The sequence below is a fragment of the Clostridium sp. X genome (assembly GCF_055755365.1).
The window spans coordinates 1,269,291-1,291,093 of record NZ_CM146912.1 but is presented as its reverse complement, the minus strand read 5'-3'; the positions used below and the strand labels follow the sequence as shown (position 1 = coordinate 1,291,093).

At 31.5% G+C, this 21,803-nt stretch carries 19 protein-coding genes and 2 pseudogenes; 4 read left to right on the top strand and 17 right to left on the bottom strand.

Annotation, left to right across the window (positions count from 1 at the left end):
• Positions 1-71 precede the first annotated feature (71 nt).
• The 6 genes from ACX0KU_RS06550 to ACX0KU_RS06525 all read right to left on the bottom strand — a co-directional run bounded on the left by ACX0KU_RS06550 (position 72) and on the right by ACX0KU_RS06525 (position 9,033).
• Complete coding sequence (locus ACX0KU_RS06550; protein ID WP_472992066.1) at positions 72-1,028, bottom strand: acyl-CoA dehydratase activase; 957 nt, start codon at positions 1,026-1,028, stop codon at positions 72-74.
• A complete protein-coding gene (locus tag ACX0KU_RS06545) occupies positions 1,009-2,106 on the bottom strand; it encodes an acyl-CoA dehydratase activase-related protein (protein ID WP_472992065.1) in 1,098 nt (365 codons plus the stop codon). Before ACX0KU_RS06545 ends, ACX0KU_RS06550 begins: the two co-directional genes overlap by 20 nt.
• Positions 2,078-2,998, bottom strand: a complete 921-nt coding sequence (locus ACX0KU_RS06540) for an acyl-CoA dehydratase activase-related protein (RefSeq protein WP_472992064.1) — start codon at positions 2,996-2,998, stop codon at positions 2,078-2,080. The genes ACX0KU_RS06545 and ACX0KU_RS06540 overlap by 29 nt, the downstream gene beginning before the upstream one ends.
• A 154-nt stretch (positions 2,999-3,152) precedes the next feature.
• Positions 3,153-3,797, bottom strand: coding sequence for a DUF488 domain-containing protein (locus ACX0KU_RS06535; RefSeq protein ID WP_472992063.1), 645 nt, complete (start codon positions 3,795-3,797; stop codon positions 3,153-3,155).
• A gap of 27 nt (positions 3,798-3,824) precedes the next feature.
• Positions 3,825-7,886, bottom strand: coding sequence for an AAA domain-containing protein (locus ACX0KU_RS06530; RefSeq protein ID WP_472992062.1), 4,062 nt, complete (start codon positions 7,884-7,886; stop codon positions 3,825-3,827).
• Positions 7,887-8,028: 142 nt separating this feature from the next.
• A complete protein-coding gene (locus ACX0KU_RS06525) occupies positions 8,029-9,033 on the bottom strand; it encodes a LacI family DNA-binding transcriptional regulator (RefSeq protein ID WP_472992061.1) in 1,005 nt (334 codons plus the stop codon).
• A gap of 225 nt (positions 9,034-9,258) precedes the next feature.
• On the opposite strand from ACX0KU_RS06525, the gene ACX0KU_RS06520 reads away from it, so the two are divergent.
• Both ACX0KU_RS06520 and ACX0KU_RS06515 read left to right on the top strand, forming a co-directional pair.
• Complete coding sequence (locus tag ACX0KU_RS06520) at positions 9,259-9,957, top strand: DUF421 domain-containing protein (RefSeq protein WP_472992060.1); 699 nt, start codon at positions 9,259-9,261, stop codon at positions 9,955-9,957.
• An 11-nt stretch (positions 9,958-9,968) separates the two neighbouring features.
• Positions 9,969-10,334, top strand: coding sequence for a DUF4363 family protein (locus tag ACX0KU_RS06515; protein ID WP_472992059.1), 366 nt, complete (start codon positions 9,969-9,971; stop codon positions 10,332-10,334).
• Positions 10,335-10,393: 59 nt separating this feature from the next.
• Here ACX0KU_RS06515 and ACX0KU_RS06510 read toward each other — a convergent pair whose 3' ends face one another.
• From ACX0KU_RS06510 to ACX0KU_RS06490, 5 genes are all read right to left on the bottom strand, one after another.
• Positions 10,394-10,699: a YciI family protein gene (locus ACX0KU_RS06510; RefSeq protein ID WP_472992058.1), complete on the bottom strand. Its 306-nt coding sequence runs from the start codon at positions 10,697-10,699 to the stop codon at positions 10,394-10,396.
• A 189-nt stretch (positions 10,700-10,888) separates the two neighbouring features.
• Positions 10,889-11,368: a hypothetical protein gene (locus ACX0KU_RS06505; protein ID WP_472992057.1), complete on the bottom strand. Its 480-nt coding sequence runs from the start codon at positions 11,366-11,368 to the stop codon at positions 10,889-10,891.
• Positions 11,369-11,448: 80 nt separating this feature from the next.
• Positions 11,449-12,021 (bottom strand): CHAP domain-containing protein, encoded by a 573-nt coding sequence (locus tag ACX0KU_RS06500; protein ID WP_472992056.1) that lies wholly within the window; start codon positions 12,019-12,021, stop codon positions 11,449-11,451.
• A gap of 46 nt (positions 12,022-12,067) precedes the next feature.
• Positions 12,068-12,568 carry a GNAT family N-acetyltransferase gene (locus ACX0KU_RS06495; RefSeq protein WP_472992055.1) on the bottom strand — a complete coding sequence of 167 codons (501 nt, stop codon included), beginning with the start codon at positions 12,566-12,568 and terminating at the stop codon, positions 12,068-12,070.
• 319 nt (positions 12,569-12,887) lie between these two features.
• Entirely contained in the window at positions 12,888-13,754 is an 867-nt protein-coding gene (locus ACX0KU_RS06490; protein ID WP_472992054.1) for a cation diffusion facilitator family transporter, read from the bottom strand.
• Between the two features lie 398 nt (positions 13,755-14,152).
• Between ACX0KU_RS06490 and ACX0KU_RS06485 the strand changes: the two are divergent.
• Together ACX0KU_RS06485 and ACX0KU_RS06480 are read left to right on the top strand one after the other, a co-directional pair.
• A pseudogene (locus tag ACX0KU_RS06485) lies at positions 14,153-14,704 on the top strand (cupin domain-containing protein); the annotation flags it as partial.
• A 69-nt stretch (positions 14,705-14,773) separates the two neighbouring features.
• Positions 14,774-14,980 (top strand): annotated as a pseudogene (locus tag ACX0KU_RS06480) (cytochrome b5 domain-containing protein); the annotation flags it as partial.
• 67 nt (positions 14,981-15,047) lie between these two features.
• On the opposite strand, the gene ACX0KU_RS06475 reads toward ACX0KU_RS06480, so the two are convergent.
• The 6 genes from ACX0KU_RS06475 to ACX0KU_RS06450 form a co-directional block, all read right to left on the bottom strand.
• A complete protein-coding gene (locus ACX0KU_RS06475) occupies positions 15,048-15,779 on the bottom strand; it encodes a ferritin-like domain-containing protein (protein ID WP_472992053.1) in 732 nt (243 codons plus the stop codon).
• Positions 15,780-16,161: 382 nt separating this feature from the next.
• A complete protein-coding gene (locus ACX0KU_RS06470; RefSeq protein WP_472992052.1) occupies positions 16,162-17,130 on the bottom strand; it encodes an ABC transporter ATP-binding protein in 969 nt (322 codons plus the stop codon).
• On the bottom strand, positions 17,123-18,100 hold the full coding sequence (locus tag ACX0KU_RS06465; protein ID WP_472992051.1) for an ABC transporter ATP-binding protein: 978 nt from the start codon (positions 18,098-18,100) through the stop codon (positions 17,123-17,125). Before ACX0KU_RS06465 ends, ACX0KU_RS06470 begins: the two co-directional genes overlap by 8 nt.
• Before the next feature lie 12 nt (positions 18,101-18,112).
• On the bottom strand, positions 18,113-19,009 hold the full coding sequence (locus tag ACX0KU_RS06460; protein WP_472992050.1) for an ABC transporter permease: 897 nt from the start codon (positions 19,007-19,009) through the stop codon (positions 18,113-18,115).
• Positions 19,010-19,022: 13 nt separating this feature from the next.
• Positions 19,023-20,027: an ABC transporter permease gene (locus ACX0KU_RS06455; RefSeq protein ID WP_472992049.1), complete on the bottom strand. Its 1,005-nt coding sequence runs from the start codon at positions 20,025-20,027 to the stop codon at positions 19,023-19,025.
• Positions 20,028-20,103: 76 nt separating this feature from the next.
• Entirely contained in the window at positions 20,104-21,666 is a 1,563-nt protein-coding gene (locus ACX0KU_RS06450; RefSeq protein WP_472992048.1) for an ABC transporter substrate-binding protein, read from the bottom strand.
• Positions 21,667-21,803 lie beyond the last annotated feature (137 nt).

The following is a 21,803-nucleotide window of genomic DNA, read 5'->3' as shown; positions in this document are numbered from 1 at the left end:
CACTACTACTTTATAATCATAAACATAACTATGATTATAACATAAACTGTCTAAATTTCTAGAGGATTATATTATACAACCATTTTCTCACTCCATTTTCCACACCTATCTCCAAAACATCCTACTACTTCTGCTCCATCCTTTATATTTACAACTTCACATCTATTAGGACAACTCTTGCACTCAAAGCTATTAGAAATAAACTTAGCATCTGCAACTTCAAAACCTCTAAAGTTAGTCTTTCCTATCTTTCTTACTGCTTCTGAGCCAATAATAGCAGAACCTATTGCTCCCATAACACCGTGATGCTCTGGTACAAAGATTTCAAATCCTAATGCCTCTTCAAAAGCCTTTTTAATTCCTTTATTTGCAGCAACTCCGCCTTGGAAGAATACTTTCTTTTGTATATTTTTACCCTTACCTACATTGTTAAGATAATTTCTAACTAAAGCCTCACATAAGCCTCTTATTATATCTGCTTCATTATAACCTAGTTGCTGCTTATGTATCATGTCAGATTCAGCGAAGACTGCACATCTACCTGCAATTCTAACCGGTACATTAGATATAAGAGCATAATCTCCAAATTTTTCTATAGGTATTTCTAATCTTTCTGCTTGCCTATCTAAAAAAGAGCCTGTTCCAGCAGCGCATACAGTATTCATAGCAAAATCAGTAACCACTCCACCATTTAAAGTAATTATCTTAGAGTCTTGCCCACCTATTTCAATTATAGTTTTAACATCTTTATCTACATGCAGTGCTGCAATAGCATGCGCTGTAATTTCATTTTTTATTGCATCTCCGCCAAGTAAGGCCGCTGCAATATGTCTACCACTTCCTGTTGCCCCTACTGCTTCTATCTCATCACTTTTATATTTTCCTTGTAATATCTTCAGCCCTTGTTGAACCGCTTGTATAGGCCTACCTTTTGTTCTTAAGTATAGCTTTTCTACTACCTCTAGGTTCTTATTTAAAAGTACAATATCCGTACTAACAGAACCTACATCAACTCCCATATAATACATTTTGTTGTCTCCTTTCAAGTAAATCTAAGAATGCCTCTATTCTTGTAACATAGCCACCTTCTCCTGTCATTTCATCCACAACAAGACTCATAATAGGAAAATCCTTATCTTTAGCTATTGAAGGCAATATTGATTTGGTTATAATTTCTGGCATACATCCCATAGGGAATATCTGAATTGCTCCATCAAGATTACTCTTTTGAGCAAGCATTGCTTCTCCAATACATTCTCTTGCATGACCCCCTATATAATAGGGCAGATATTCCTTTGACGCCCGTCTAAGATCTAAAGAATTTAAATTAAGTACTTTCATAGCTGCATCCTTAACCCACCAGCTAGGAGTTAGCTTTCTTTTACTAGATACACCATAATCCATTAACTTATCTTCTATATTAAGATTTGAAAAAGGGTCTATTACAGTATATATTTCTCCAATAACCGCTATCTTTATTGGATTTTTATTTTTATCTATCTTAATCTTATCTATCATTTTCTTATACATTTCCAGAATTTTAATTGCTTCTGCTGGATCATCAGTAGCAAATACATCTCTTTTGCATTTGTTAAAAAGCTTTTTACACTCTCCTCTTTTAACTTCATATCCTGCAATGTAGTGTACTTTTTCTTCTATCTTATCTATTAGATTTATAGCCTTAAGAGCTCTAAGTGCTCCAATCACCTTTTCTGCAGAACTTTTTGGACTTTCTGAGACTAGGTAGTTAGCTCTTTTCATTAATTCTTTTTTCCCAATATCCTTTGCATAATCCATTACTATAAATTCTAAATTGTGTCCTAATTTTTTTAATATCTGCATTTGTATCTCACAGTACTCTCCAAATCTACAAGGTCCACAGCTACCAACAAGAAGTATAGTATCTGCTCCTTGCTCTATACTTTGAATATAATTCCCTATCATTATTTTAAAAGGAAGACACATCTCCTCTGGTGAATGTGCTACTCCTATTTCTAGTGCTGTTTTATTATTAATTGGTGGTACTACATAATCTATACCTAGACTATCAAAAAATATCTTAGCTGCAATATATACATTACCCATGTGCGGAAAGGTTACCTTCAATTTCTTTCCTCCTCTCTATCATATCAATAAATGCTTCTATTCTTGTATTGAATCCAGCTTCACCTGTTTGTTCATCTATTTTAAGTATTAATAAAGGAAATTCTCCAATCCTCTCTTTAATAAGTTCCATAACAACTGAATCTATACCACATGCAAAAGAGGATACATATATAATTCCATCTATCAATCCCTCTGACACTAAGTTTGCTGCTGCTCCGTAAGAATTTCTAGCAAAACTCCAAAATGGTCTTTTAAATAGTTTATCTACTTCATCATCTATTTTTTCTTCTGACACAACTTCTTCGGTAATAACTCCTACTCCATATTGATGTAACTTCTCTACTAAATTCATGTTTATAAATTCATCATATATATTATAAGGATGGCCTAGTAATGCTATATTCATGGCATAGCCTTCATCTCTTATACCGCTTTTAAATTCTCTCTGTACAGCTAATGCTTTTGAGTATGCCCTCTCTATCCCATAACCTCTTCTTGTTATCATCTCTCCAAGCTTTTTACACCAATCATATATGCTTTTATCTGAGTTCATATATAAAGGCACTTCAGTGATCTTAGGCATATCTGGTATAGAGTTTTTTATCATCTCCGGAAGCCCACAAAACTTTGGACATATAAATTCTCTCTCTCTAATGGTCATAATTCTAGGTATAACAATTACATCACATTCATCTTTTATACTTGCCACATGTCCATGAAAAACCTTTATAGGAAGACATGCTTCATCTACAGCATATTTAACTCCTTCATTTAATATTTTTTTATTTGTGTCTTGAGAAACTATTATTTCAGCTCCAAGTTCCTCTAAAAAAGTTTGTATAAAGGGATAATACTTATAATATAAAAGTCCCTTTGGAATTCCAACTTTCATGTAATTCCTCCTTAATTTTCTAAATCCTAATTCTACATTTGTTTATTATTGAACAATCACACATATTTTATTCACTTAAATCGTACAAATTGAAAAAAGCCCTAGATTAATCTAGGACTTTTAGTTCAGCTTATTAGCTTTGTTTTAATACATATCAGCATTTTTTGCAAAGACATTCTAATTTTTTTCTGTAGCCTTCCTCAATGACTTTCATTTTTATCTCTTTTGGATTTATACTATCATAGTTATCCTTATCTAATACATCTTGAATTGTTAACTCTAAAAAACCTTCTTTTAAAACTGGTTCATAGGTTATAAATAGTTCTTCTCCTATTCTATTTTGTGATTTTGTCTTTCCCTCATCAATTATATGTTCCATGGTTACTCCATTCTTCATTAGACTGTATCCAAGTAAAATACTTCTATGACAGTTAAAAGGGTTTTTCTCTGAGCACATAAGAACAATCTTATGCCCTCTTCTAATTCCTTCTACAATTCTATTTATTCCCTTTTTAAAATTTAGGCACTCGATAACCTTATCAAAATCAACTTTTCCCTTCTCATCTAACTCTTCGGCTTCGCTCCTATTTTCTCCTAACTCTTTTCCCATGTAAATATAATTAATACCTGCTTGCTTTATATTTCTCTCTAGCTCTTCTCTATCATAGAGCTTATGGTAATCATTAGACGCATATGGATAACTTCTAACATCCATTACACAGTCAATATCGTAGCCTTTTATAATATTAATAAATTCTTCTAGTTTTCTCGTAGAATGTCCAATTGTATAACAAATCATCTTTAAGCCCCCATTTATGCAAATAATTTACGCAATGCCTTTCTTATTCTTTATCTTTTCGATTTTCTCTAATAAGCCTTTTATAGTTTCTTCTGGCCTTCTATAAAACTCACTTCCATTTACCGTCAAAAACTCCCAACCTACTCTCTCAAGACAGGCTTTTTTTTGATATTTCTCTTCCCAATTCTCAGAATCCATTTTATCGCCATCACATTGAATAGCAATTTTATTACTGAGCCCATCTATTACAAAATCCATTTTGTATTTACCCATAGTAACTTGAGGTTTAACATCATAACCTTTTTCTTTTATTGCTCTATATACATCCTTTTGAAGTTGAGATTCAAATATACTTTTTAAATTAATGCTTTTATTACTATTATTTTTTCCAAAGTTCATGCAGTAATTTAAAAACTTTGCTCTCACACATTTTTCATTCAAGCTTTTAAAATCTACAGAATGAAAAACCCACATTTGATTTCTAGCTCTGCTGCTTGCTACATTAAATCTCCTAATATCTGATTCCTTGGTAAGAGCAGTGAACTTAACATTGTTTGATATAACCATTGAAAGAAACATTACATCCCTTTCATCTCCCTGAAATGAATAGGCATTTCCGCATAGGAGTTTTCTATTAATAATTTCCTTCTCCCCTATTTTCTCCTTAAGTAGATTCTCTATTAATTCACACTGAGCATCTCCTAAAAGAGATATGACTCCCATAGTCATATTATTATACCTTTCATCAAGACAACATTCTTCTATCTTATTTACTAATGCTTCTGCTTCTTTTACATTAATAGACTTTGATAAATCCCTATTGCCCTCCACTTTAACTACCTTTATAGGGGCTCCTAGGTTCTCATAGATATTTGATCTTCTTAGTGGTATAACTTCTCCCGAATAACAAAGTTTATTACTAAACTCTATTATTTCAGGTACACACCTAAAGTGCTCTTTTAGCATGATTCTATTGGGCATAATTCTAAGTGCTGTACTATAAAGACTGGTCTGCATGTCAAACCATTCACTATTAGGTATATCTTTTAAATACATATCTATAAGTCCTTGAATTTTATTACTATCAACTCCTATAGCTTCTGGACTTATTTGATTATCATCACCAACTATTACTGCTTTTTTAGCTCTAAATAAAGCTGATATAGCAAAAATATCACACTGACTGCTCTCATCAATTATAACAACATCAAACATATTCTGTGATAGACTAAAGCTTTCTATTACTTTATTTATAGGCATAATCCACACTGGAGCTATATCCTTAAAATTCTCCATCTCCTTCTGAGCTAGCTTCATATAGTTAATACTATTCTTGCCTTTTCCCTTGCCAACCCTCTTTATAGCCTCCATCCAAGAATATAAGCTTCTTTTTTGATTTTCTTCTACTTTAATTATCTGATTGTACCAAGATTTTTTCGATAAACATTCTCTTACAATTTTATTTTCATTTTCTTTTTCTTTGTTTATCTCCTTCTCTATATCCTCTATTCTAAATCTATGAGCCTTCTTTAGAATAGTATCTAATTGCTTCCATAACCAGGCTATGCTAAACTTTTTATAGTTCGTTAGCATATTTAATCTATCCTCATCATTTATAAGTTTATCAACCAATATTGGGCAATCCTCATAAATTATTTGTAGAAGATACTGCACCTCTCTTATGTTATCTGCATTCTCTTTAAGTTTCGTTATTTTCTTATAAGAACTAGAAAGTAGCTGTATATCAAGATCTTTTATAGCTATAACTATTTCCTCAAATCCTTTAACATTAGATATGATTCTCTCTAAATTAGATAAGTCAGCCTTTAAATTTTCATATTGACTTATATATTTAATGCTTAAAAGACCTTTCTTTAAATAATCATAAGTTTCTTTAGAATACCAATCCAGTTCATTTAAGAAAGCAATTTTTTTCATAGCTATTATTATATTAGCCTTAACTTTACTATTCCAGTTAGCAATTATATCAATTTTATTTATTTCATCCTCTAAGGAAGCTAAGGTGTTTAGGTCTAATTTTTCTATCTCTTCACACTCATACTCTCTCATTGTACTATTCCATATATTTTTCAAGCTAATTTCTGTAGAATATTGATCAATATACAGCTTAACTAACTTGCATTGTTCCTTTGTTTCTATAGGTTTTAAGTCTATAGAGCATTTTTCTAAAATTTCTTGACAATCACTATGAAATATCTTAAAAAACTTATTTATCTTACCTTTCTCTTTGAATTGATTATATATTATATCCATTTTTTCAGCGAGCTGAAACATATCCATATCTTTTGGTATTTCAACAGCATGTCCACTCAGTTCTTTCTTTATACTTAAAATTTTCTTTATATAATAATTACATTTTAATATTGTCTGCTGGAAAACAGCCTTAGTAAATTCTCCTTTTTTAACACAATTCAATACATTTTTAAGCCATGTACCCTCTATTTCTTTTAGAAAATTCTTTGTATTTTCTAAAAGTCTTGTTATATGATCATAATCATACTCTGAGTTATAGGATATAGACCAATCTTTAACATTGCTTTTATAATAGTTATAATTACTTTGTATATAGATGATTATTCTAATATTTTCTAAAAGTTCATTGTAATTAGGTATACTATAAAGAAATCCTCCTATTTGATTAAATGCCATCATTTCTTCTTTATTAGTATTACTTATTAGATAAAGCAATCTTGAAAACTTAGCATCAGTTATAGGAGGCCTTTTACTAGTATCTATACTGTCTTCTATCCAATCATACTGCACCTCAGTTTCCTTTAACCATTTTGCTATAGTTAAAAGTTTATGAGCTTTACCTCCATAATTTATGTTTCCATTTTCTACCTCTTCTTCTTCTTTTAACTTTATATATAGACTTTTTTGTCTACTTTTACAATCTTTTAAGTCCTTTTCAAGATCCTCCCACTCTTTTTTCAAATCATAAATATCATAATGTAAACTCTCAGTAATTTTTTTTATAGAATACTCTAATTGATTTAATGATTTTAGCTCATTACCTACTAAACTCATACATAAAGGTCTAATATTCTCTGGAACATTATTTAAGATAAGTCTTAATGGATTTTCTCTTTGACTTGTAACTAATACTCTCTTTCCGTGAGCTACAAGATGACAAATTAGATTTACTATAGTGTGACTCTTTCCTGTTCCTGGAGGACCCTGTACTACCACCCCAAAGTTTTCTGATAACCTTTTAACTATTTCTCCTTGCTCCTTATTATATGGAAGTGGAAATAACAAATTATCAGCTATCTTACTCCATTCATCAGTGTAAGTATTACTATTCACAGAGAAACCTTCATCTACTAGAGCCTCTATACTTGGAGGTATCTCCTCACCTTTTCCAACCTTGTCCAACATTTTGATAAGCTCTTTTTTCCATGGTCTATTATTTACTTTTCGTATCAACACCAATGGTTCACTATAAAAAATAGGCTTGTTATCGATAGGCAAGTTACTTATTCCTACCCAGTCTTCTTCTATCTTTTTATACTCCATATTTGAGGAATCTAAACACTCTATTATATCTTTTAAAAACTTTTCCAAGTGCTTTACATTACATAAGTCTACATTACACTTCTCCATTTCAGTTTTAATTTTCATAATATGCTCTATGTTTTTTATATCTAATCCCTTTAAAATCTCTACTTCAAGATTAATCTTATTCTTAATAGGTTTTAGAATTATTTTTGTATCTTTTCTATCAAAAATCAATTCAGTTTTTACAGTAAACAATGGATGGGCAATTTTTTTATTGCTTTTTCCCCAAAGTAAGAATCCATACCCAAATACAATTTCTAACTGCTCATCACTTTTTTGTAGCTTCAGATATAACTTAAAAAATTCATCATATACACTACCGCTACTTTTATTTATTTCTATCCATTGCTCATTATCTTTCTTAGTTCTTATATCACATCCATCTTCTAATAACTCTTTTTGCCAAAATACCTTTTCATATTCACAAATATCAGTAATACTTTTTAAACCCAAATTTTTTACACTAATTAGATAAGAAATTACATTCATTATCTTATCCCTGTTATTCATAGGCATCCCCCCATGATAAAATTGCTTACATTTCATTTATTTTCTTACATTTTTTACCTTATTCTCTATTTGATTATATCATTTAATTCCATAAAATGGTACAAAAAAAATGTATGCCTTTTCGACATACATTTCTTTACTTTTACTTACATGAATCTCTTTCAACAAATTCATAAGGTAAAATGTATAGATTCTTATCAAGAGGTTCATTATTTATTTTTTTAATAAGCATTCTTGTTGCTACAGAACCCATATCATACAAGGGTTGTGCTACAGTTGTAAGTCTTGGATAAAAAAACTCTGCTCCATGGGTATCATTAAAGCCTACAACATCTATATCCTTAGGTACATCTAACCCATTATCTCTTAGGGCATTTATAGCACCCATAGCAATTTCATCATTTACGCAGAATAACGCATCTATATCCTTAGTTTTTGATAAAATAGCTGTCATAGCTTTATATCCGTCTTCAGGTTTTAAAGAGTATTTACAGAAATACACTAAATTTTCATCATAAGCAATTCCATATTTTTGAAGCATATTTTCATAGCTCTTATATCTAAGGGCACTAGCATTCACAGACTGCTTATCTGTTCCTATATATGCTATTCTCTTATTGCCTTTTTTGATTAAGTATTCTACAACATCATTGGCTGCCTGTATATTATCAATAACTACACTTGGAAAGTCAGTTTTTCTTCCATTAGTTTCAATCAACACTAATGGTGTATTGCTACCTTTTATTGTTTTTAAAACATTTTCTTCTAATGAGTTACTTATGTAAATAACTCCATCTACCATTTTTTCTCCAAGTACTTTTAGATACTCAACTTCCTTACTAGGATCTAAATCTGTATTACATAACATTATATTATATTTATATATGTTAGAAACATCTTCAGCTCCTCTAACGATTTCAGGATAAATTGGATTTGATATATCTGGTATTATTATTCCTATAGTCTTTGTCTTCTGGGTTTTTAAGCTTCTAGCAACTATATTTGGTCTATAATCTAATTTTTCAATAGCATCTAAAACTCTTTTCTTAGTATCTTCATTAACTACATCAACATTATTTAAAACCCTTGATACGGTGGCAATGGATACGTTTGCTTCTCTAGCGACATCTTTTATTGAAGTTGCCATATTACCAACTCCCACTTTCTTTATTTTTATCCATTATACAATATAAGCTAAATAAAATACAAGCTATCTTTAAATCAATCCTCATACTTATTTATACTTAATATTCATTATCTATATTTATTAACAACACATGTATACTATATTAGTATTTATCTCATATTAGAATTAAATACCTTGTTTTTGTTATACTAACCTTATAAACATATTAATGTCGAGGTGATCTGAGTGAATGAAGGACTAATAGTTTTAGTTAGAGGAGTAATTGGGTTTTTCAGTTTATTGATTTTTGCTAGAGTACTTGGAAAACAACAGATTAGTCAGCTTACCTTTTTTGATTATATATTAGGTATAACTATAGGTTCTATAGCTGCTTCTTTAACTACTGATTTAACAAGTCGAGCTTGGCCTCACTGGGTAGGACTTCTTACTTGGACTATATTATCAATATTACTTCAGTTTATTACACTAAAATCAAAAACTGCCTCTGAGTATCTTGATGGCACACCAACTATTGTAATTCAAAACGGAAAATTTTTAGAAAATGAAATGCGAAAAGCTCGCTATAGACTTAGTGATCTTCTTGAACAACTACGTGATAAAGGTGTTTTTGACTTAACTCAAGTAGCCTTTGCCATCTTAGAAAAGGACGGTCAGCTTTCTATACTTAAAAAATCACAATTTGAACCTGTAACTCCATCAGATTTAAATTTGAATCCATCTGAAACAAACTTAGGTTCAGAGATTATTTATGATGGAGTAGTAATAACACAAAATCTTAAATCTATTAACAAAAATTCTACGTGGTTACATAAACAATTAAAAAAACATAATGTAAAGCATCCTTCCGAAGTATTCGTAGCTACATTTACTCCACCTGATAGTTTATATATAGACCTTTATAAAGATCATATTCAAAAAAAGTAAGGAGTATAGCCATGAAAAAATTTATTCAGTATCTTATTCCAGTAGTTACATTATTACTTTTTGTAGTTATTATGTTAAGCGGAGAATATTTAAAGAAACCTAGAAATCCTTCGGAAGATGTAATTGGATTTGCAAAAAAAGCTATTACTCATGTAAGTTATGAGAATTGGGATGAAACTAATAAAGACCTAGATAATTTAGAAAATGCCTGGAAAAAAATTTCCCCTAGAATTCAGTTTGGTGTTGAAATAAATGAAGTATACAATATTAATATGAATATAGCTAAAATAAAAGGTTCTATACTAGTTAAAGATAAATCAAGTACTCTCTCATTACTATATGAGATTATGAATAACTGGGGGGAACTTACAAAGTAAAAAAACTATAATAAATTACTTCTCATAAAAGAGCAATTTATTATAGTTTTTTTGAATCTCTACTTATGTAATCCTAGAAAAGTAGGTGGAACCTTACAAGGTTTAATATCTATTTCTTGCCACACATTTCCTAAAACATACGGTTCAATTTTTAACCACTCATCTAATTCAGCTCTTGAAGAAAATTCAACAACTAAAACTGAACCTATCATTTTTTCATCCTCATCAAGTATTGCAGTAGCATATAAGTATTTTCCCTTCTCAACCATTTCTTCAACAAGCTTTAAATGCTCATCACGAGCTGCTAATCTTCTCTCTAATGCTTGTTCATCTTTTCCATCATAACCAGTAACTAAAAATTGCATATAAACACATCCTTCTTATAAATTTATATTTTAAATTGTTTTACTCTATTATTAAATTAAAATCGATTGTAATTAAACACTTAATCTTAGTATTCCTAATATATATTATAAGTGACTTTAACTTAAATTGCCAATAAAAAAGGGAATTACCTTACTGGTAATTCCCTACAAATGCACTACTAGTAGATTTTATTGCATTTGATTTGAACCCATTTGCATTGATTGGCTTGATTGGCCTTGTTGACTTTGCTGATTTTGCTGACTCATTTGATTTAATTGTTGTTGTGTTTGATCAATTAATTGATTCATTTGTACAAGTGCTTGATGTGATTGAAGTTGTTGGCTAGCTTGATTTAATGAATCTATTGCCTGACAAATATTGCTTTGTAATTGTTGTTGAGTTTGTTGTTGTTGTTGTGTATGCGACTTAAATTGCCCAATTTGCTTTTGTAATTGATTTGCAACTTGTTGACTTTGTTGAGTCATTTGAGATTGATTTCCAGAAATTGAATTAGTCGTTGAAGTACTCATAGCTGTTTGTTTAAGTTGATTTAGCGTATTTTCCATAACACCAAGCTGTTCTTTTAAATCTACAATCTCAGCACCTATTTCTACCTCAGCCTTTTTTTCAAGATAATTTTCTAGTACTTTCTTATTTTTTTCATCCATATAATCTCTTGAATAAATTTTAAATGTTAATATGTTTATCCAAATTTAACTATTATTTCATCACTATATAGTTAATGAAATCATTCCTTTCGCAACCATCCAGATGGCTTACGTTTTGTTCCAATATAGTATTGGCTATCCTCATTAATAATTTTATATTTTTCTCTTGTTTTACCATAAATGTTTTGCTGAATAACCTCTATATAGTCAGCTGTCACTTGTGTTACAATTGCAACATGTCCAAACTTAGTATCTGTAAAAACCATTAAATCATCTGGTTCAGGTTTAATATTTCCCCCATTAACATATTGAACTAAGCCTCTTCGTTTATTTAATTCTCCTTGCTTTAAATCAGAATTAAAAAAGTCCTTTGCATGTCCATATACGTCAGGCATTCTATGTTCTTTAGACTGGTAGTAAAATCTTTTAACAAATTCTACACATTGCCACTTTTGCCCATAGTAGTATCCATCTTCACTATAATTTTTACCATATGCTTTTGTGTACATTATGCCATTATGATAGATACTTACATTCTTATAGTTATCTATTTCTTTTCCTATCATTTTTCTATCTCTTAAAATATAAATGACTCCAAAAGCTAAAATAATACTAATTATAAATATGAGAATCTTAAACCAATTATTTCTCATTAATTCCTAGCTCCTCACTAAACTTCTTCTTAATTATAAAACCCTATCATAACTTACCAACGATTTTACTTCTGCGCTCCACCAAAATTACATCATGCCATATTCCATTACTCATTCTTCCCACTTTTTCTCTTATGCCAATTTCTCTAAAACCACACTTTTTATGTAATTTAAGACTTGGAGTATTTTCTATTATAATTCCAGACTGAAGAGTCCAAAAGCCTTCTTCTTCTGATAGATTAATTACACTTTCTATAAGAGCTGTACCTACACCTTGTCCCTTATACTTTTCTCCTACGTAAATACTCATTTCTGCTACTCCCACATAAGTGCATCTACTTGAAGTAGGGCTTAGTGCTACCCAACCTAATATGTTGTTCCCTGATCTTGCAACTAATCTGCATGATTTAATATGTCCCGCATCCCAATTCTCCCAATTTGGTACTTCTGTCTGAAATGTTGCCCTACCTGTCTTTATTCCTTCTAAATAAATAGCTGCTACTTGTTCCCAGTCTGATGCTTTAAGTTCCTCTATTTTGTAATTCATTTTTTCACCCCTTCTAAATAGCCCTTTAGTATATAATTATCCTTATAATTAAAATATTTATTGTTAACATCTATAATCTAATTATTATTTATCGTGTATAATAATTAGATTATAGATTATATTTTTACACTTGTATACATAATAAATGCTATCCCTAAATTAGATATACTGAAAAAAAAAATGCTAAAATCACTTTCACAGATTATTTTAAAACTCTATGCATTTACATTGGATTTTAAAATACTTTTAGCTATAAGTAGAAAAAATAATACTTTTGATGTAAAATGGAACCAGGCTTGCCGACTACAACCAATAAAGACTAGCTAGTAAATGGTTCAATATGAACCATACAATGTTTTACAGCATTAATTTCATTTTCTACTGAAATATGAACTACCTCAGCAATATCATGACCTTCCCTGACAGAAAGTTCTTCATCCACAAATACTTCGATATCAACATAAATTCTATTTCCAAATATTCTGGTTTTAAGACTCTTTATAGCCCTGACTCCATCAATAGAAAGTACACTATTATTTATCCTATCTAGTGTTTCTTTATCTGCAGATGAATCAATAAGTTCCTTTACTGCTCTAATATATAGATCAACTCCAACCTTAATTATTAATATGCTTACAATCATACCTGCAACAGGATCGAGAAAGGTATAGCCGTATCTGGCTCCTAGAATACCTAGAAAAGTTCCAACCGATGAAAAAGCATCAGACCTATGATGCCATGCATCTCCTTCCATTGCAATACTCCTTATTTTTCTTGCAGTTACAATTGTGTACCAGTACATTCCTTCCTTAACTATGATTGATACCACTGCTGCCCATAGCGCAATACTTCCTGGAGTAGTTACATTACCCTCATAAAGGTTTACTATACTTTTATACCCAATTGTAAATCCAACCGAAAGCAGTGCTACACTTATTATTTTAGCACATACAGATTCCAACCTTTCATGCCCATATGGATGCTCCTTATCCTCTCCCTTTGATGATATCTTTAAGCCTATTATCACTACTACCGTTGTAAATACATCAGATACCGAATGAACCGCATCTGCAGTCATTGCAGAGCTTTTTCCGAAGATACCTGCAATTAATTTAAATATAGATAGTATAATATTCACTATCAAAGTAACTATAGATACCTTCGTGCCTAATTTATAACTTTCCATTCAAACCACTCCCAATTGATAATACATTATACTTTTCATTATATCCTCGCAAAGCTTAATTGTTAATGATTTATAAAAATATCATTTATTATCAATTGATAACGATAACCTCTTTTATATGATAATGCGTAATATTTACATCATGTATTAATTCTCATATAAGTTACTATTATTAACCAAACTTAAAAATCTTAACATTTATGTATATTTCTATTTCCTTTATAACAATTAAATCCCAAGCCTATAAAATACGATTAAGGTGAAACTTCAACCTTAACCGGAATGTATTATTATTTATCCAACTACTCATTCAATCTCTGTACCCTATAGAATCAAAGCACCTTATCTAAACATTAATCATATGATGGTATTGTAAGTCTATGAAAGGAATGAGCAATATGTATAATGCTTATCAAACATATCCCTGTCCTTATTACATGAACACACCACTGTATAATTCAGACATTATGTATAATGCTTACAACACGTTTCGCTGCCCTTACTGGGTAAATACACCAATGAATAACTCAGCTTTTCCGAAAATTCAATTGAAAGATTATGGACCTCAACCCTTTGTAATTAATATTGAGGAGGCTACTAAGCAAAATACTACTTTTCGTACTGCTTTATGGACAGGAAGTCATTTGCAACTTACCTTGATGAGCATCCCTGTTGGAGGAGAAATAGGTTTAGAGATCCACCCTAACCTTGATCAATTTATACGTATTGAACAAGGTCAAGGCATTGTAAAAATGGGAGATAGAAAAGATTACTTGGATTTTCAAAAAAGAGTCTATGATGATTTTGTATTTATCATACCCGCTGGTAAATGGCATAATCTAATCAATACAGGTAATAACCCAATTAAATTGTACTCTATTTATGCTCCTCCTCAGCACCCACGTGGTACAGTTCATGTAACTAAAGCTGAGGCAGAAGCCGCTGAAGAGCACCGCGGTTACTACTATCAAAATGAACAAAGAAATCCCAGACAAACCAGGGAATTTACCTTAAATGAGCTTTCTCAGTATGATGGCACAATGGGAAAACCTGCTTATGTAGCAGTTAACGGAATTGTATATGATGTAAGCGGTAATTCAAAATGGAGTGGAGCTACACACTATGGATTAACTGCTGGTAAAGATTTAAGCTCACATTTTAAAAGTTGCCATGGAGTAGCAAGTAAACTAGATAAGCTTCCTAAGGTTGGCATACTTAAAGGATAAGTATAAGAATTATGTAAATAAAATGTGATAACTTAAATACTAAGCTATCACATTTTTTTACATTCTATTAATAGTAACCTCTTGCCATTTTACTCATTGCAAGCAGTTGGGATGTACCATCACTTTCCCACTGTTCAACTTGTTCTATAGCTTCCATAGGAGTCTTTCCCAGTCCAACAAGCACTCCTGATAATATAAATTCTTGATATAAGTGTTCTGGGTTAATTCCTGCTTTAGCTTCTGCTAAAGCACGAGTTACTAATGGTGTTATATATCTCACCCAGTCATCTGGGGTGAATTTAGATGTATCCTGTATAGGACTTCTATTCATAGCTTTAGGATTCATACTACTGTTTAGGGTAAACAGATAATTGTATTTTGAAGAATGTTTTATTTCATCTGTAATTATATCAAATAATATATCTCTGTATGGTCCAATAGGAAGAGCGCTTCTAATAGCTCTATATTTTTCTACTGCTCTTAGCTCTCCAAATAAAGCTTTTTTAATACCATCTATATAAGATCTTGGTCTTTCAAAAGTTTCTTCACCACTAAGAGGTACTTCCATACCTGTAAAGTCTTTATAAATTTTTCTAAATAATCTATTATGTCTGCGTTCATCATCTCTTATAGAACCTATAATATCTTTCTCTTCTCTTGTAGGTGCCACACTTATAAGATAGTCATAAAAAAGTTCATCTTCTCTTTCACCTTGAACTGCTGCTTTTATGCCCTCAAGCGCATCCTGTAACTGAGAATTATACATCATCGAATTCTCTGCATTTGATCTGATATACACTAAAAGTTCCTCCTGAAATAATAATTCAATAATATATTATGTTGTATTTATATAAATGTGATTTTTTGCGCTCCATGTTTCTATCATTGAAAATCTTATCTTTTAAGGTTATAGAACATTAACTTTTAGTAGTGGGCTATTTTGATTTTTGTGGTTATATCTTATAAAATCATTACTTAATATTTGTATCAAATCATCTAATCTAATTTTATTCAATATCTTACTCCACCGTATTACTTGAACTAAATATGACTTTAATTTTCAATATAGTACTATTAACTAATGTGATATTTAATTATAAAACCCTATGCATTTGCATAGGGTTTTTGAACAATCTGAGAAAGTGCCAAAAGCACTTTTAAACTGTTCATTTGCTATTTAATTAGTCATAAAGGTGACAAGATACAAAATGACCATCTTCAAATTCTCTCATAGTAGGCTCTACCTCTTTGCATATCTGCATACACTTATTGCATCTTGTATGGAAAGAGCAGCCTTTTGGTGGATTTATAGGACTTGGAACGTCACCAGTTAGGATAATTCTATCACTTTTTTTAGTTGGATCTGGAATAGGTATAGCAGATAATAATGCTTGAGTGTAAGGATGCTTAGGATTACCGTAAAGGTTACTATCCTTCCCTATCTCTACTAATCTACCAAGGTACATAACTCCAACTCTATCACTAACATGTTTAACTACATTAAGTCCATGTGCTATGAATAAATATGTTAAGTGAAATTCTTTTTGAAGATCATCTAATAGATTCAAAACCTGCGCTTGAACTGATACATCAAGGGCGGATACTGGTTCATCACATACAATTAGCTTAGGATTTACAGCTAATGCTCTTGCAATACCTACTCTTTGTCTTTGTCCTCCACTGAACTCATGAGGATATCTATTTCTGTGATAAGAAGCAAGTCCTACACATTCTAATAGTTCCTTGACTCTTTTTTCAACATTATTTCTATCAGCAATCTTATTTACCTTAATAGGTTCAGCTATTATATCTCCAATGGTCATTCTAGGATTTAATGATGCATATGGGTCTTGAAATATAATTTGAATTTCTTTTCTAAGTTCTTTTATTCTTTTTTTATTTGCCTTTGTTATGTCTTCATTATTAAATATTATCTCTCCACTAGTTGGCTCAAGTAGATTTACAAGCATTCTTCCAGTAGTTGATTTTCCACATCCTGATTCACCAACTAGGCCTAAGGTTTCTCCCTTATATATATCAAAGCTTACATCATCTACAGCTTTTACATGATTTTTAACCTTACCTAGAATTCCTGAACTTATAGGGAAATGTTTTTTTAGATTCTTTACCTGAAGTAAAACCTCACGCATGTTTTATCTCCCCCTCTTCACTATATAGAAAGCATCTAACTTCTCTTTCTCCAACCTTAACTAACCTCGGTTTTTCTTCTCTACATATATCCATGCACTTTATACATCTTTCACTAAATGCACAACCTTTAGGTAAATCCAGTGGATTTGGTACTATTCCATCTATCATGAATAGTTTCTTCTTTTCTTCATCTACTTTTGGTATAGACATTAGAAGTCCTTCTGTATATGGATGAAGTGGCTTTTCAAAAAGTTCATTTACTGCGCTTTTTTCTACAGCTTCACCGCAATACATTACTACAACCTTATCTGCTGTCTCTGCAACTACTCCTAAATCATGAGTGATAAGCAAAATAGATGTTTTAAACTTTTCCCTTAGGTTTAGCATTAAATCTAAAATTTGCGCTTGAATAGTTACATCTAACGCTGTAGTAGGTTCATCTGCAATTAAGAGCTTTGGATTACATGCAAGTGCCATTGCAATCATTATACGTTGTCTCATACCTCCACTCATCTGATGAGGATAATCCTTTATTCTACTTTCTGGAGAAGGTATTCCTACTAGTTCCAACATCTTTACAGCTTCTTTAGAAGCGTCTTTTTTAGATAATTTTTTGTGTCTTAGTAAAGTCTCACAAAGCTGTTTTTCTATTGTATACACAGGATTTAAAGAAGTCATAGGCTCTTGAAATATCATTGAAACTTTATTTCCTCTAATATCCTGCATTTCTTTCTTACTTTTCTTTAATAAATCCGTTCCCTCAAATAGAATTTCTCCTCCTGCTACTTCTCCAGGTTTATCTATAAGTCGCATTATAGATAGAGAGGTTACACTTTTTCCACTTCCTGATTCTCCAACTACCGCAACTACTTCTCCATGATTAACTGAGAAACTTACATCATTTACTGCATTTACTATACCATTTTTTGTTTTAAATTGCGTTTTTAAGTTTTTAACCTCTAATAACATTCTAATCCCCCCCTAGTTACGTAGTTTTGGATCAAGAGCATCTCGAATTCCATCACCAAATAAATTAAAGGCAAGCACTGTAATTGTTATAGCTATTCCTGGAAATAGTACAATATGAGGTGCATTGAAAAAATAGGTTCTTCCTGATCCAAGCATACTTCCCCACTCTGCAGCCGGTGGTTGTACTCCAAGTCCTAAGAATCCTAAAGCAGCCGTATCTAAAATAGCTGAAGAAATTCCTAGGGTTGCACGTACAACAATAGGAGAAATTACATTAGGTAAAATATGTTTAAATATTATAGCTGAATCACTATTTCCTATTGCCCTAGCAGCTTGAACATATTCACTTTCCTTTATGGCCAAGATAGAACTTCTAACTATTCTTGCATATTCAGGTATAGTCACTATACTTATTGCTATTATAGCTTTATCAATACCTCTGCCAAGTACTGTCATAAATGAAATAGCTAACAGTAGAGATGGGAACGCTAAAATCATATCCATAAATCTCATTATAAGCATGTCTACTTTTTTACCATAATATCCTGCTATAGAACCTAATACAATTCCTATAGTTAATGCAAAACTTACTGATGTCACTCCAACTCTTAAAGAAATACTTGTACCATCTATAATTCTACTTAGTATATCTCTTCCCTGTTCATCTGTACCAAGTATGTGTGTAGAAGATGGCGCTTGTAAACTTTCTGATAACGTTCCAATATTAGGGTCATACGGTTCGATATATTTGCCTACAACTGCTATAACAACAAGAATTAATATTATTATCATTCCTACTAGCGCTGCTCTATTTTGTACTAGTAATCCACACATTTCCTTGAATCGAGATGTCTTTTGACTACTTTTTTCAATTTTTAAGACTTTTACTTCTTCTATATTATTCTCCATTTTCAGATCTCCCTTAAGAATATTTTATTCTTGGGTCTAATTGTGAATATAGTAAATCAACAAATAGATTCATTAAAACAAATATGACCGCAAGCATCATAACTGATCCCTGAACTACAGGATAGTCTGATTTTAATATTGCTTCTATAGTGTAGCTTCCTACTCCTGGCCAAGCAAAAACTGTTTCCGTTAGAACAGCTCCACCAAGAAGAGAACCAAGTTGAAGTCCTATTACCGTAACTATAGGTATTAAAGCATTTCTAAGTGCATGCCCTAAAATAATTACATTCTCAAATACACCTTTAGCTCGTGCTGTACGTATATAGTCTTGTCTTATTACCTCTAGCATTGTAGATCTAGTCATTCTAGCTATAATAGCAGTAGAATAAGAAGCCAGTGCTACTGATGGTAAAATGATATGACTTAATGAACTCTTAAAGGCTTCCATGTCCCCACTAATTAAGCTGTCTAATAAGTATAACCCTGTTATACGAACAGGCTCCATTCCTATTTGAATTCTTCCTGCTGGTGGTAATATTCCAAGGTTTACAGAGAACAGAACTATAAGCATAAGTCCAAGCCAGAATATAGGCATAGATACTCCTAAAAGTGATACTATCATACTTATATAGTCTATTATAGTATTTTGCTTCACAGCTGAGATAACACCTATTATAACTCCAAATATAGATGCCAATATAATAGACACCAAAGCAAGCTCAACAGTTGCCGGAAATCTTGCAACAAGCTCTTCTGTTACAGATGTTTTTGTTATAAGGGAACTTCCTAAATTGCCTTGTAAAATTCCTTTTAAAAAGTCAAAGTATTGTATGTATAGTGGTTGATTCAACCCTAGCTCCTCACGAAGCCTTGCTATTTGCTCAGTTGTAGCATGTTGTCCTAAAATTATGCTTGCTGGGTCTGAAGCAAATACGCGCATTACTACAAAAACTATTACAGATACTCCAAACAAAACTGGCAAAAGCATTAATAACCTCTTTATTGTATATTTAAACATTTATGAGCCTCCTATCTTAAATAAAGAAAATGGAAATCCAAAAGGCTTTCCATTTCCTATATTTTATGATGGTAGATTATTCTTTATCTACCCCACTAAAGAATATAACACCTGTTGGGTGGTATTTAAAACCTGTTATTTTCTTAGAATGTGCAGCCATGCTCTTTGCATTAGAAATTGGAAGCCATGCTGCATCTTTAGTTAAGATTTCTTGAATATCTTGATAAATTTTATCTCTTGCTGGTCCATTTGCAGTTCCTCTTGCCTCTTTAAGTAATTTATCAACTTGTTCATTTTTATACTTTGCTGCGTTTAAGCTTGATTCAATTTCATTTGAGTCAAGTAATGATAAGAAGTTATCAGGGTCACCGTTATCTCCTGTCCATCCGTAGAATAGTATATCCCCTTCACCTTGTATAAGTTTTTGCTTATATTCTGTCCATGTGTAAACATCTATTTTAGATTTAATACCTACTTTTAATAAGTATCCTTGAATAGCTTCAGCAAGCTTTTGTCCTGCTGGATTATAAGGTCTTGGATTTGAATAAACTACCATTTTCACTTCTAAGTTTTCTTTTCCTAATTCTTTTAATAAAGCTTTTGATTTTTCTGGATTGTATTCATAAGGTACTATCTTGTCATTAAATCCTGGTATAAAGCTTGGCATATAGCTATTTGCAACCTTAGCATATCCTTGATATAAGTATTTAACAAGCTCTTCTCTATCAATAGCGTGGCTTATTGCTTGTCTAAGTTTTGAATCATTAAATGGAGCTCTTGCAGCATTAAATGCCATATAGTTTATGTTCATGCCTTCATCTTCTGCCATTACTGCTCCTGCTTTTTCTATCTCTGCTACATTATTAGAATCAACACCATCTATGATATCTACTGCTCCTGTCATAAGCTGTGTTGCTCTTACTGAGTTTTCCTTTGTGAATTGGAAAATTAATTTATCTACTTTTGCTTTTTCTCCCCAGTATTCATTATTCTTTTCAAGTTGTATTGATTGACTCTTGTCCCATTTTACAAATTTAAAAGGACCTGTTCCTACTGGATTTTCAATGAATTTATCACCATGTTGTTTTACAGCAGCTGGACTTACTATTGGTGCTGCAAGAGCCATTGCTAAGTTTGATAAAAATGGTGTATATGCTTCTGTTAAAATTATCTTAACTGTATTTTTATCTACTACTTCTACCTTTTCTACCGGTCCAAAAGTGAAAGATGCATAAGGCATGTCATCTGTTCTATTTGGAGGCAACTGTCTATCTATACTAAATTTAACTGCATCAGCATTGAATTCTGTACCATCATGGAATTTTACACCTTCACGTAACTTAAAGGTATATACTTTTCCATCTTCACTTATATTCCATTCTGTAGCTAATGCTGGTTCTAATTCTGTAGAATCACTCTTGTATTTTAGTAATCCGTCATATACATTAGCGATTACTTTTGCTGATTCACCATCATCTACAAAAGCAGGATCTAATCCTCTTGGATCAGCCCCTTGCGCAAATACTAATGTCTTTGCTTTGCTAGCACTAGCATCTTTCCCACTACTACCGCAGCCTGTAAGTAGCACTGAAATAGCCAAGACAGATGCCATAACTACTGACAATACTCTCTTCTTCATAATTTTTTTATTCCCCCTCTTTTTAAAAAAATGTAAATGGTTACACTTCAAGATTATACCACCATTATACTATAATTACAATTTTTCCTTTTATATTATTCATTTAGATATATATTCCTATGATTTCAAATTAAAAT

Excerpts from the sequence above, each read along its gene's own strand:
- ACX0KU_RS06550 (WP_472992066.1), bottom strand. The coding sequence starts at position 1,028 with ATGTATTATATGGGAGTTGATGTAGGTTCTGTTAGTACGGATATTGTA.
- ACX0KU_RS06540 (WP_472992064.1), bottom strand. The coding sequence starts at position 2,998 with ATGAAAGTTGGAATTCCAAAGGGACTTTTATATTATAAGTATTATCCC.
- ACX0KU_RS06535 (WP_472992063.1), bottom strand. The coding sequence starts at position 3,797 with ATGATTTGTTATACAATTGGACATTCTACGAGAAAACTAGAAGAATTT.
- ACX0KU_RS06530 (WP_472992062.1), bottom strand. The coding sequence starts at position 7,886 with ATGAATAACAGGGATAAGATAATGAATGTAATTTCTTATCTAATTAGT.
- ACX0KU_RS06525 (WP_472992061.1), bottom strand. The coding sequence starts at position 9,033 with ATGGCAACTTCAATAAAAGATGTCGCTAGAGAAGCAAACGTATCCATT.
- ACX0KU_RS06515 (WP_472992059.1), top strand. The coding sequence starts at position 9,969 with ATGAAAAAATTTATTCAGTATCTTATTCCAGTAGTTACATTATTACTT.
- ACX0KU_RS06510 (WP_472992058.1), bottom strand. The coding sequence starts at position 10,699 with ATGCAATTTTTAGTTACTGGTTATGATGGAAAAGATGAACAAGCATTA.
- ACX0KU_RS06505 (WP_472992057.1), bottom strand. The coding sequence starts at position 11,368 with ATGGATGAAAAAAATAAGAAAGTACTAGAAAATTATCTTGAAAAAAAG.
- ACX0KU_RS06500 (WP_472992056.1), bottom strand. The coding sequence starts at position 12,021 with ATGAGAAATAATTGGTTTAAGATTCTCATATTTATAATTAGTATTATT.
- ACX0KU_RS06495 (WP_472992055.1), bottom strand. The coding sequence starts at position 12,568 with ATGAATTACAAAATAGAGGAACTTAAAGCATCAGACTGGGAACAAGTA.
- ACX0KU_RS06490 (WP_472992054.1), bottom strand. The coding sequence starts at position 13,754 with ATGGAAAGTTATAAATTAGGCACGAAGGTATCTATAGTTACTTTGATA.
- ACX0KU_RS06470 (WP_472992052.1), bottom strand. The coding sequence starts at position 17,130 with ATGCGTGAGGTTTTACTTCAGGTAAAGAATCTAAAAAAACATTTCCCT.
- ACX0KU_RS06465 (WP_472992051.1), bottom strand. The coding sequence starts at position 18,100 with ATGTTATTAGAGGTTAAAAACTTAAAAACGCAATTTAAAACAAAAAAT.
- ACX0KU_RS06460 (WP_472992050.1), bottom strand. The coding sequence starts at position 19,009 with ATGGAGAATAATATAGAAGAAGTAAAAGTCTTAAAAATTGAAAAAAGT.
- ACX0KU_RS06455 (WP_472992049.1), bottom strand. The coding sequence starts at position 20,027 with ATGTTTAAATATACAATAAAGAGGTTATTAATGCTTTTGCCAGTTTTG.
- ACX0KU_RS06450 (WP_472992048.1), bottom strand. The coding sequence starts at position 21,666 with ATGAAGAAGAGAGTATTGTCAGTAGTTATGGCATCTGTCTTGGCTATT.